8 protein-coding genes and 1 pseudogene are annotated in these 12141 nt (G+C 59.6%); 2 read left to right on the top strand and 7 right to left on the bottom strand.

All coding sequences use genetic code 11. The annotated features are described in order from the left end of the window. The first annotated feature begins 285 nt into the window (after positions 1-285). Positions 286-1581, top strand: a complete 1296-nt coding sequence (locus tag N8I74_RS00405) for a lysine N(6)-hydroxylase/L-ornithine N(5)-oxygenase family protein (RefSeq protein ID WP_263124923.1) — start codon at positions 286-288, stop codon at positions 1579-1581. 389 nt (positions 1582-1970) lie between these two features. Next, the gene (locus N8I74_RS00410; RefSeq protein ID WP_263124924.1) at positions 1971-4142 is read left to right on the top strand and encodes a TonB-dependent siderophore receptor; all 2172 of its coding nucleotides are present in this window, start codon (positions 1971-1973) and stop codon (positions 4140-4142) included. 183 nt (positions 4143-4325) lie between these two features. Here the strand turns inward: N8I74_RS00410 and N8I74_RS00415 are convergent, their stop codons facing one another. The 7 genes and pseudogenes from N8I74_RS00415 to N8I74_RS19410 form a co-directional block, all read right to left on the bottom strand. After that, the gene (locus N8I74_RS00415; RefSeq protein WP_263126783.1) at positions 4326-4679 is read right to left on the bottom strand and encodes a pentapeptide repeat-containing protein; all 354 of its coding nucleotides are present in this window, start codon (positions 4677-4679) and stop codon (positions 4326-4328) included. 431 nt (positions 4680-5110) lie between these two features. After that, positions 5111-5527, bottom strand: coding sequence for an RHS repeat domain-containing protein (locus N8I74_RS00420; protein WP_263124925.1), 417 nt, complete (start codon positions 5525-5527; stop codon positions 5111-5113). Between the two features lie 398 nt (positions 5528-5925). After that, positions 5926-6363 (bottom strand): hypothetical protein, encoded by a 438-nt coding sequence (locus tag N8I74_RS00425; protein WP_263124926.1) that lies wholly within the window; start codon positions 6361-6363, stop codon positions 5926-5928. Positions 6364-6667: 304 nt separating this feature from the next. Then, on the bottom strand, positions 6668-7030 hold the full coding sequence (locus N8I74_RS00430; protein ID WP_263124927.1) for a DUF7674 family protein: 363 nt from the start codon (positions 7028-7030) through the stop codon (positions 6668-6670). A 2-nt stretch (positions 7031-7032) separates the two neighbouring features. Next, a complete protein-coding gene (locus N8I74_RS00435; RefSeq protein WP_263124928.1) occupies positions 7033-9336 on the bottom strand; it encodes an RHS repeat-associated core domain-containing protein in 2304 nt (767 codons plus the stop codon). Between the two features lie 33 nt (positions 9337-9369). After that, positions 9370-10569, bottom strand: coding sequence for an RHS repeat domain-containing protein (locus tag N8I74_RS00440; protein WP_263124929.1), 1200 nt, complete (start codon positions 10567-10569; stop codon positions 9370-9372). A 408-nt stretch (positions 10570-10977) separates the two neighbouring features. Further along, positions 10978-11661, bottom strand: a pseudogene (locus tag N8I74_RS19410) (DUF6531 domain-containing protein); the annotation flags it as partial. Positions 11662-12141: the final 480 nt, after the last annotated feature.

Raw genomic sequence — 12141 nt, forward strand, 5'->3', positions numbered from 1 at the left:
CCGGTGCAGCACTCCGGGCAAGCAGCACGGAGCGGACCGCGCCGGACGGGGGCGATGCAACCGGGGGCACTGGCAACGGCGCCTGGGCCCCGGTGCTCCCGCGGTGCACGGCGGCCGCCCCGGCCCGGGCGCCGAGCCCGCAATGAGACGCCCTCGCGGCCTGGCCACCGTTGCCTGGCGGCAGGGACCCCTAAACAAACCGGACCGCGCTGCGTCATGTGGGAGGCCGTTGCAACGGGCCCGCCGGCCCCGGACGGCGCCAACACCACCCCCAAGGAGTGCCGCTTGCTTATCCACGATCTCATTGGCATCGGCTTTGGCCCATCCAACCTCGCGCTCGCCATCGCATTGGACGAATTGCAGCAGGGCGGGCCGCCGCTGGAGACGCTGTTCATCGAAAGGCAGCGCAGCTTCACCTGGCATCGGGACATGCTGCTGGACGGCACGCACATGCAGGTCTCGTTTCTCAAGGATCTGGCGACGCTGCGCAATCCGGCCAGCCGGTTCACCTTCATCAACTACCTGCATGAAAAGCAGCGGCTGCAGGATTTCATCAACCTCAAGACCTTCTTTCCGAGCCGGCGCGAGTTCAACGATTACTTCGCCTGGGCGGCGGCGCAGTTCGAGGATCGCTGCGCCTATGGCGAGGAAGTGATCGAGGTGCTGCCCGAGCAGCAGGGCGGCAAGGTGACGCTGTTGCGGGTGCGGTCACGCGACAGTGCCGGGGCGGTCCGCGAGCGGCTGACGCGCAACCTGGCACTGGGCATCGGCGGCACCCCCAGCATCCCGGCGTGCTTCGCGCCGCTCAGAGACGACAGCCGGGTGTTCCATTCCAGCGGCTATCTGCGCGGCATCGCCGCGCATGCCCAGGCACGGCACATCGCTGTGCTGGGTGCCGGCCAGAGCGCGGCCGAGATCTTCATGGACCTGCATGGCCGGCCGCACGGCCCGCGGGTCGATCTCATCCTGCGTGCTCAGGCGCTCAAGCCCTCGGACGACAGCCCCTTCGTCAACGAAATCTTCAACCCCGACTTTGTCGACCATGTCTACGGCCGCACCGAGGACGAGCGCGACGCGCTGCTGCGCGAATTCCGGCACACCAACTATGCCTGCCCCGACCTTGACCTGATCCAGCGCATCTTCCAGGTGTTCTACGACCAGAAGATCAACGGCGCCGCGCGGCACCGGCTGTTGCGCCGCCACGAGGTCGAGGACGTGCGTGCCGGCGCCGACGGTATCGAACTGGCGCTGCGCGATCTGGATACCGGGCACGGCTACAGCGAGCGCTACGATGCGGTGGTGCTGGCAACCGGCTACGCGCGCGCGCAGCACCGCACCATGCTGGCGCCGCTGGCACCGTACCTGCCCGGCTTCGCCGCCGACCGCCACTATCGGCTGCACAGCGTGCCGGAATTCCAGCCCATGATCTTCCTGCAAGGCGCCTGCGAAACGACCCATGGCCTGAGCGATACGCTGTTGTCGGTCACCGCGGTGCGCACCGGCGAGATCGGCCAGGTGCTCGCCGCCGCATGCCGGCAGGCGCAACAACCCGACCTGGCCGAGCGACGCGCGCTGGCCTGAACGCCTCCGGGTGCCTTGTTGATACCCCGCCGGCCCGGCAGGCCCCTACCGGCGCCGCGCCGATGTGGGCCCTTGCCCTTGCAACGGGCCGCATGAAATCCAGCTTGGCCTGACCTGCCCTTCACTGCGCGCCAGCTTGCCGTTCTGCCGCCGGTCACCGACGACCATCCAGCGGACCGGCCCGCGGAAAGGCCACCGCTCCGATCAATGAATAAGAAGTGTTATCATTCTTAAAAAATGAGTAATGCATCAGGCCCGCCAACCCCGCTGCGGCACTTCAGCCCTGCACCCCGGCGCCAGGTTGTGCCAAGCACCGCATTCGGCGCCGCGGCACCAGGGGGCCGATGCGCACCCGATTTCCTTTTCTGAACCCACGTCGACCATCGTCCATGAAACCAAGCAACCTGACTGCTCACGCTCCGCTGTCGCAACCGACCCCCCTTGCCCGCGCCGTACACACCGCGCTGCTGGGCATTGCCCTTTCCGCCACCGCAGCCCACGCCGAGGAACCGACCGCTGCCCCCACTGGTGAGACCACGCTGCCCACCGTGGTCGTCAAGGCAGCGGCCGAAGGCTCGGCGGCCAACGGCTACCGCGTCGCCCGGTCCGCGCTGGCCGGCTCGGGTGAACAGGCGCTGGTCGACACGCCGTTCTCGATCAAAGTGTTGCCGGCCGAGCTGCTGGCCGACCAGAAGATCGACTCGATCGCCGGGCTGGACCGGCTCGATGCCAGCGTCACCTCGGCCACGGCCAACCCCGGCTGGTACAGCTCGCCCGCAATCCGCGGGTTTGCGCTCGATAACGCCAGCAACTTCCGCTACAACGGCCTGATGGTGGTGAACCAGCAGGCCACCGGCCTGGAAAACAAGGAACGGGTCGAGCTGCTCAAGGGCTTGTCCGCGCTGCAATCGGGCTTTGCCGCGCCCGGCGGCCTGATCAACTATGTGACCAAGCGCCCCGATGCCCAGCCGGTCAACGACCTGAACCTGTCGGTCAACGAGTACGGCAACTACAAGACGCATGCCGACGTGAGCCGGCGCAGCGAGGACGGGCGCTTCGGCGTGCGGGTCAACGCGGCCTACGAGGATGAGCGCAGCTATGTGCGCGAAGTGGACGGCAAGCGGCGCTTCGTGGCGCTGGCGCTGGACGGGCGCGTGACCGACAACACCGTGCTGCAGCTGGACGTCGAGCACGAGCGGCGCAACCAGCACGGCCAACCGTCGCTGGACCAGGACGTGAACGGCGACCTGCCCCGCGATTTCGACCCGCGCACCTTCCTGGGGCAAAGCTGGGCACGTTATCCCACCGAGTTCACGCTGATCAGCGGCAAGCTTGAGCACTTTGTGAACGAGCAATGGTCGGTGGCGCTGGATGCGAACTGGATGCGGCTGACGCGCGACCAGAACCAGATCTGGTCGATCGGCAACCTGCAGCCCAACGGCGACGGCGATGTGTTCCTCTACTACGCCCCCGACCAGAAGCGCGAACCCGTCAACGGCCGGGCGACGCTGCAAGGGCGGTTCGAGACCGGCGGCATCGGGCACGAACTGACGCTGGGCGCCTCGGTGCATCGCCACAAGCTCTACTGGGGCGACAGCTTCTGGGGCGGGATCGGCAGCACCAACATCCATCAGCCGACGCAGCTGGCCAATCCCGAGCCGGCGGTTGCCGGATCGGGCCTCGCGCAACGCACGCGCGAGGAAGGGCTCTTCTTCAACGACGTGCTCTCGTTCGGGCAGAACTGGAAGCTGCACCTGGGCGGCCGCTACGCCCAGCGCGAGCAGACCGGCTACAACACCAACACCGGCGCGGTCACCAGCCACTATGAGAAGGACGTGTTCTCGCCGAACATCGCACTGGTCTACAAGCCGCTGGCCCATGTCTCCACCTATGTGAGCTACGTCGAGGGCCTGGAGCAAGGCGGCATCGCACCGGCAAACACCACCAATGCCAATGAGCAGATGGCCCCGTTGACCAGCGAACAGTGGGAAGCCGGTGTCAAGGCCGAATTGGGCGCCGGGCTGACCGCCGAGCTCGCGCTGTTCCGCATCGACAAGCCGGCCGAATACACCCGGATCAACGACAACGGCAGCCGCACCTTCGTGCAGGACGGCCTGCGCCGCCACCAGGGCGTCGAGCTGTCGCTGGCCGGCAATGTCGCGCGCGAGTGGACGGTATTCGCCAGCGCCATGCTGCTGGACGCCGAGCTGAAGGACACCGGCAACCCCAACACCCAGGGCAAGCGCCCCGCCGACACCCCGCGCCAGCGCGCATCGCTGATTGCCCAGTACAGCCCGCAGGCGCTTGCCGGATGGGCCTTCATGGGCAGCTGGACCCACACCGGCGAGCGGCCGGTGAACAACGCCAATACCGGGCAATCGGCAGCCGCCTACAACGTGTTCGGCCTCGGCGCACGTTACGACACCCGGTTCGGCACCGTGCCGGCCACGCTGCGTGTGAACGTCGACAACCTGTTCGACAAGCGCTACTGGGCCGACGCCGACGACGTGATCGCCGGCGCGCCGCGCACCGTCAGCGCCTCGCTGGGCCTGAAGTTCTAAGGACCGGCACACACCCCTGACGGGGTGCCCTGCCATGGCCGGACAGTGCACTGTCCGGCCATGATGACATCAGTGTGGGATGGAAAGGGTTTAGCTGGGAAAGCACTTACGGGGAAGCCAGGACCACCTCAATCACAGGATAGGGTGGAACAAGACCTTAGAACAAAACTGCAAAAGATTTTTCTAAAACTTTGCATCCTGCAAATTTGCACCTTCGAAATTCGCCCCCTCAATATCTGCCCCTATAAAACTGGCCCCCTCTAAATTTGCCAGAAAGAAATCACAACCTCTCAACGATGCATTGTCAAATTTCGCCTTCCTTAAATCTGATTTGACAAAACTGGAGACATTTAGCTTTGATTTAGAGAAGTTGGTTCCCACTGCATGGCATCCCCCAAAAAAGCACCCAATAAAACTGGCATCATTCATTTGCAGCCCATTCAAATCCATTCCTTCGAACAGTATTCTATGAAGGTGCGTGCTGCTTAAATCATCCAAATTAATATCAATATATGACTGGGTTTCTATATTAAACACTCTCAAAATTCACCTCCAGCTAACTGGGTCTACCACAATATCGCTAAGTGGATATCTTCTTGCCGTAAGAGGCGGAGTGGCATTTGTGGATGGAAGCGGTTTGTCACATAGACGCCCAGCAATGTATCTATGATTCCCATCCACTATCAATCTTTCTGACATCTTGATTGGCTCAGGTGTTGCTCCAGATTGAACCACATCAACATATTCCTGCACCCCAGGAGCGGAAACCTTTCTCTGCAAAGTTGAATACGGAGAGTCTTTAACTACTTTGCGTATGTTAGCCGGGGTTGCGGGCAAACATTTGCAATCTTCTCCGGAAGATTGCTCTGCTTCAATTAATTTTTTGAGCTTGTTCGTTAATTGTCTTGCCAACTCATTTTGAGCATTAGATGAGGCTGTGGAAACCCCAGGAACAGCTATAGGAGGAATTAGAATAGCTTGCAACCCATATGGGTCGACTGCCAACAATGGGCTTCCCCCCACATACGCATACGTATTGATCCCCCCGCCAAGCCGATCGGATCACTCTGGTAATACCGGCCCGTCCGCTGATCATAATCCCGGAAGTAGTTGTAAACGAAACCGAAGTCCTTGTCGTAATACTGCCCGGGGAAGCGCTGGTTGTAGACGATCTTGACGCCATCACCATCCGGATCTTCGTTGGGCTGGCTGTGGCCGAACGGCTCGCCGATCGGCCAGTCCCACACCACCTTCTTGGTGGTCGGCTCGGACAGCTGCCGCGGCGTGCCCAGGTGGTCGCTCCAGGCGTAGTAGAGCCGGGGGGCGCTGCTGGGGCCTTGCAGCACCGCGATCGGGTGCCCGTTCAGCCACACCGTTTCCTGCACCCGCTGCCCGGTGGCATCGTATTTCGCCCAGCAATTGGCCGGCTTCGTCGTTTCGTAGGAATCCCCTTGGTTAACCCGGCTAAGGGTACAACGTCAATTTTCCCTAGCTCTTCCGCTGTCCCACGTACAAAAAACTTTCGCCCTCATATGCCCCGACTAAAAGTGGCCCTGGGCATTCATGAGGCGTTCGAGCCGGCCGAGCGCATCGTAGTCGTAGAAGGTACTGATCACCGGTCGGGCTCACGTGCGAGGAGTTGTGCAACAAAGCCAGGGCAAGTTCAATTCTTCGTGCATGCGGATTGCTCGCTGACCCATTTCGTCTTGCGCATCGCGGGGTAATTTGCGGGCATCAAGTTTTTCCATGCGCGCAAGCATGCCATGAATGGTTATTTCATTTCCTATTTAACAGACTCTCCTTTTATTTCTTGAAATTCGCAAATATTTTTTTCTTTGTTCCACCTCCCTCCCCTATCTAGGCACTTATCTACTTCAATAAAATTGCACCCTGAAAACAAGAAAATAATTGATAAAAGTATTATAAACCTTAGCACAAGATAAGGCAGATAAACTTCCTTTGTATTATGTGCAGCTATTGCCATCACGTAATAATGAAATGGGACGAGCAATACAGCATAAATCAAACCTATAAAGTTTCCCCTGACCGTTTTCTTTAAAATTAAGAAATAAATTGCAATCATTAGAGGTGATAGGCCAGACCCAAAAAGAGCCATGTATATGAAATCAAACTTCCACAAAAAATCTTTTGAAGAAAAACCAGCTTGCCTTCCTTCAACCCCCCCACATTGAGAGAAGAAAAATATAAAAAGCCACTCCACTCACGCCAACAAACAAAGATAAACCTCGGAACAATTTTCGCTCCATCTCTTATTACCTTTGACGCCAATTGAAGAGATCATCTACAGGATTTGAGCCGCTAGGCTCGTAGGGCACCGGATTGGGATCTGTATTTTGTGGCCAACGATTGCCCCCATAGAAAAATGGTGAAAGGCCAGCATCTCGGAATACATCGTTATGATAGGCATCGATATCGTCCCCGAGAGGGCCGCCGCATTCGTCAGCACGAGCAGCGCGTTCAGCAGTATCTCGCTTTATTTTTTCATCTTGAAGTCATTCAGGATTTTATTTGCCCAGCCAAGCATTTGCATGCTGAAGCGATTTCGGTCCTAAAAATTTAGATATTCTGTTCCACAAATCCTCTTCGCTCACTGCCTTCGTCGCTAGTGCTTCAATGAGTCCTGTTGCAACAGCTGTTACTAATCCTTCATCATCGCTCTCCATTCCCTGCTCAATTAAGAAGAAAATACGATTATTTGTTGCGAGATCAGTGCTGCCGAAATCCTCCACAATTTGATCGCCAAGAGCAGCAAACAAAGTTGTGACCGGAGGGTCTTCGGGTTTCCATTCACAAGAAACCTCCTGGTATGCAGCTCGAACAGCGTTTGACGTTTCAATCAGCGAATAAATGAATCCTTCATAACGCATAGTCATCGTCCTTGTAAAGCGTTGCGCATATCTTTAATGACATTCTCTGCTGCAGCCCGGTCACTTGCCCGAGCAGTTGGATTATTGGCTAGCCAACGTTCAAGTGACCGAATGCTGTCTGCTGCTTTTTGAGAGTGATAAGCTCCGCCCACAGGTTGACCAGTCGCACGCTCTTGTCGGATTGCTGCAGCAGTACTACCACTTCCTATAGTTGCATTTGGCCGATAGAGCGGATCCATGATTTTTGCCAGCGAAGGATCAGAAACAGTAGGCTTATTCATCACCGCGCGTAGATCATTCTTGTAGGCTTCATGAGCGGCTACGTTGGCTGCCCCTCCCTTTGCCGAATTTCCAAAACTAGGACTACAAACCGCATCCTCCAGCTCCCTACTCATTGCCGGGGCTTTGGATATTTTATTAGGATCAACCCGGTGCTGCACTGCCGACAGCATATGCCGATAGGGTATCAGATGCGTTGGCGTGTCAGCGGGTCGGTACGGCCCAGGGGTCAATCCATCTGGATCAATCAGCACCAGCGGGGTGCTGTCTGCATACCCATACGTATTAATCCCGCCTTCCAACCCAATCGGATCACTCTGGATATACCGCCCGATCCGCGGATCATAATCCCGGAAGTAGTTGTAGAACCGCCCCGTCTCCTTGTCGAAGTACTGCCCCGGGAAGCGCAGGTGGTACGTCACCAACTTGCCATCAACGTCCGGATCCTCGCGCACCCCACTGTGGCCGAACGGCTCGCTGATCGGCCAGTCCCACACCACCTTGCGCCGGGCCGGGTCGCTCAGCTGGCGCGTGGCCCCCAGGTGGTCCGCCCAGGCGTAGTACAGCTGCGCCGTGCCCTGGCTGTGCTGCACCGTACCCACCGGCAATGTGCCCAGCCACAGGTGTTCCAGCTTCGGCTGGCCGGCGGCGTCGTATTCGCCTTGCAGCTGGCCTTGCGGATCATAGGCGTACAGCGTGGTGTCGCTGGCGTTGTCGCTCTTCTGTACCCGCTGCCCGAGTGCGTTGTAGCGGTAGTGGCGCGCCGGGGTGCTGTTGCTGCGGATCAGCCGGCCGGCGTTGTTGTACAGGTTGGCGCCGTAGTTGACCATGTTGCCGGCGGCATCGTAGCTGTACTTGCCGTCCAGGCCGGCCCCGGCGACGCTGAGCACCTGGTTGTTGGCCGGATGGTGGGTGAGCAGGTTGATGGCGGCGCCGGTGTGCTTCTCGGTGCGGTTCCCATTCAGGTCATAGCGGTAGCTGTACTGGGTGGTGCCGATGCTGGCCTGGGCCAGCCGGTCCATGCGGTCGTAGCCGTAGCTGCGCAGCGCGGCGGTGCCCGGGTCCTGGCGGATGAGGTTGCCGACGGCGTCGTAGCTGTAGGTGAACTGGCTGTCGGCCAGTGTGAGGCCGGCGACACGGCCCTGGGCGTCGCCGGGGGCCTGGCGCAGTTGGCCATTGCCCCAGCGCCAGGCGAGAGGGCGACCGTCGATGCTGTAGTGCAGCTGGTCCAGCAGCGGCTGGCCGTTGACACGCATGGCGCTGACCTGACCATGCTGCCAGTCGTATTCGACAATGGTGCCGGAGGGGTAGGCGATGCGGTTGAGCTGGCCGGCGGCGGTGTAGCCGTACCGGGTGACCAGGGTGGCGTTGCCGAGCTGGCGGGTCACCTGCGCCAGGCGGCCCTGCGGGTCGTAGCTGTACTGGGTGCTGCCGCTGGCGTCGCTGAAGCCGGCCGGCTGGCCCGTGCCGTTGGGCGGGTCGTAGCTGAACTGGTGGGTCTCGTCGCCAAAGGCGATGCGGGTGGGCCGGCCCAGGTCGTCGCGGGTGACGCTGGCGGTCTTGCCGCGGGCGTCGGTCCTGCTCTGGGGCAGGCCGCTGGCGTCGTAGGTGGTGGTGGTGGCGCCGCTGTCGGGGCTGAGCTGGCGGATCAGGTCATCGAAGCCGTTGTAGGTGTAGGTGGTGGTGAAGCCGAGGGCATCCTTGACCGAGACGAGGTTGTCGCGGGCGTCGTAGCGCAATTCGACGATGCCACCGTCGGGATGGGTAATGCGTACCAGGCGATTGAGGGCATCGTAGGCGTAGCGGGTTTCGCGGCCGAGGGCGTCCTTGCGGCTGGTGCGGTTGCCGTTGGCGTCATAGGTGAAGGTGGTCTGGTGGCCCTGGGCATCCATGATGCGTTCGAGCCGGCCGAGCGCATCGTAGTCGTAGAAGGTGCTGACAGTGGCCTGATGGGCCGGCAGTGCGGCGTGGGCCAGGCTGCCGGCCAGGGCCAGCCCGGCCAGCAGCAGGGGGCGGAACAAGGTCATGGTAGGGATCCGGGTAAGCATGGGGACGGGGCCTTATTGCGCTTGGGGCGTGCCGGGCAGCTGCTGCGCGGCGGTGACGGCCTGCTGGGCCCCGGCCAGGGTACCGGCCGGGTCGTAGCGGTCTTCGCGTTTGCGGTTGCCGGCATTGTCCAGGGTGTAGTCGATGCGGCTGCCGTCGCTGTGATCCACCCCGATCAGGCGGTGGGCCGGGTCGTAGCGATAGCTGAGCCCGCTGCCATCGGGCAGGGTGACCTTGCTGAGCAGGCCGGTGGGCAGGTAATCAAAGGTGGTGGTGCCGTGGACCTCGGTGCGGGACTTCAAGCGCTGGCGCAGGTCGTAGCTGAAGGTGGTGCTGCGGTTGTCCGGGTCGATCTGCTCGGACAGATTGCCGTAGCCATCATGGCGATAGCGGGTGACTTGGTTCAGCGGGTTGGTCACGATGGCGAGGTTGCCCTGGGCGTCGTAGCTGTAGCGGGTGAGCTGGCCCAACGGATCGGTCGCGGTCTCCAGCAGGCCATTGGGCAGATAGGTCCAGCGCCAGGCGCGGGTGACGCCGTCGGCGGTGATCTGCTTTTGCAGCAAGTGGCCTTGGTCGTCATAGCTGAAGGTAGTGACGCGGCCGGGTTCGGTGATCGTGGCGGGCAGGCGGAAGGTGGGGTGCCAGGTGGTGGTGACGGTGCGGGCCTGCGGGGTGCCGGCGGCTTCGGTGCGGGTGGTTTCGAGGTTGCGGGTCAGGTCGTAGCCGTAGGTGGTGCGCACGCCGTTGAAGTCGGTGCGGGACTGGACGTTGCCGTTGGCGTCATAGCCGAGCGTGGCACTGGCCGGGCCGCAGCCGGCGCCGCCGGGCTGATCCTGGCCGGTGAGCAGCCAGCGCTTGCCGATCTGGGTGAAGTGGTAGCGGCGGTTGGTGCCGAGGGGATCGGTCTCGGTGGTGGTGCGGGTGCTGCCGGCCTGGGTGAAGGCGAGGCCGACCTTGTCGATGCCCCCGGCGTGCTCGGAGGAGATGGCCTCGCCATCGGCGTTGTAGCGCCAGGTGGCGTAGCGCACCCCGGCTTCGTCGGTGATGCCGGTCAGGAGGTAGGGGTTGGGGTCTTCGTAGTGGTATTGGCGGCTGGTCTGGTCAGGGTGGGTGACCGAGACCAAGTGCCCGACGGCGTCGTAGGCATAATTTACGGTAACGCCGTTTGCAGTTTCGGCACGCACCAAGCGCGTGTTGGCGTTATAGGTGAACACGATTTTGTTCCCGAATTGGTCACGCACTTCTTTCACGCGACTATCCGGATTGTAAATTATGCTCAATATCCTATTAGGCAACACCACCTCCAACAAACGTCCGCTTGTGTCGTACCGTTCTATAGCGTCACTAGTTTTGACAACAAAGCCGCCACTTTCAATAGCAATTTGATAATACATGCCACTGGCCGAATTAAGGGCCTTGCCATTCAAATCAAATGCAAAGCTCTGGCCATCGGCGCGTTCCAACACATAATAGATTGCCGGGATATTCTGGGGCCAGGCTTGATGCGCGGCCCAGTCCGGGTCGATATCAGCTGCCATTTCCATCATGGAATTGGGTGCCAGCTCGATGTCGGGCCCTGCGGGGGCAGGGCTCATCCACCCTGGTTTGCGCACAATCCGGGAATGAAAATTGTGGCGCCATCCCACTCCCAAACCGATATCTTCCGTCGCTTGACTATTATAGTAACGCTCAAACGATAGCCCGTTGTAGTGGATATCGCGCTCGACTTGGAATTTATTTGCAGTATTGGTGGCAATCGGATTGCCAGAGCAAATACCGGGACGCCCTCGATTAGGGTTATCCTCAGTGCATTGGGTACCAGTGCACGAAGGCACGTAGATCTGACGGCATTTGCCGAGCGAGCGGCTCAGATAGGAGCCTACTGGGCACAGTGGGCGACAGGTGAGTGTCGCAGGGCCGTAGAATTTATCGGGAGTACATATTCCTCGATAAAAAACGCCAAAGCTTCGAATGTCGTTAGGGGAGTCTCCAAGATAGTGATAGTTTCGTGCATAATGCGGACACGAAGGGTATATATACCCCCATGGATAGTCGCAACCAATACCCCCACCTACTCCCGAAAACTTCCAGGGGGTTAGATAGACTACTGTAAATCCAAATTGGGCTTGGTTTTCATTTAGCCAAATTTCTTGGCTGAGAAGATCCTTTGAGCACGTGTAGCTACAATATTGATAGCCAAATGGCGCCTCTGGCAAGGGTGGATCTTGATAAGTCCACGCGAAACATGGCAAAACCGCAACACAGATAGCTACCAGGGTTCTGCATTGGCTGATTAAATTTTTCATTTCTTTTCTACCGAATTATGTCGCTTATTCACTGACTTGGGCGCCTAACCGGCAAGAATGCTTTTCATAAAGCATCCAAACCAAGGAAATTTCAGAAAAGCCTACTGTCCAGGCTGGCTTCAGGGAAAACAGCAAAGCTCATCACTTATTCAAACCCACCGCCCGCCGATTGCTTCAAGCGCTCGTTGGCATGGCTTACGCAGATCGGCGATCAGTTCAACCGGTTTCTTCGCAGCAGGAAGCCATGGCAAATGGCGTCTCAATCCACGAGGCCAATCGGCAGCAACGACACCGGGTTCATGGTTGTCGAAGTGTCCGGTGCTCATTGATACACGCCACTTCCTGGCCCACCACCTCAAGCATGACAATCGGCTGATCTTAACAGACAATCGTCAACAAAAAGTCAGGATTAAGAACTTAAACAATGCAGTAAACGAAAGAAACCAGTGAGGGCTTGACAAGATCGACCCCGCGCAAGGC

Origin of the sequence: Chitiniphilus purpureus (assembly GCF_025642115.1) — a bacterium.
GTDB classification, from domain to species: Bacteria; Pseudomonadota; Gammaproteobacteria; order Burkholderiales; family Chitinibacteraceae; genus Chitiniphilus; species Chitiniphilus purpureus.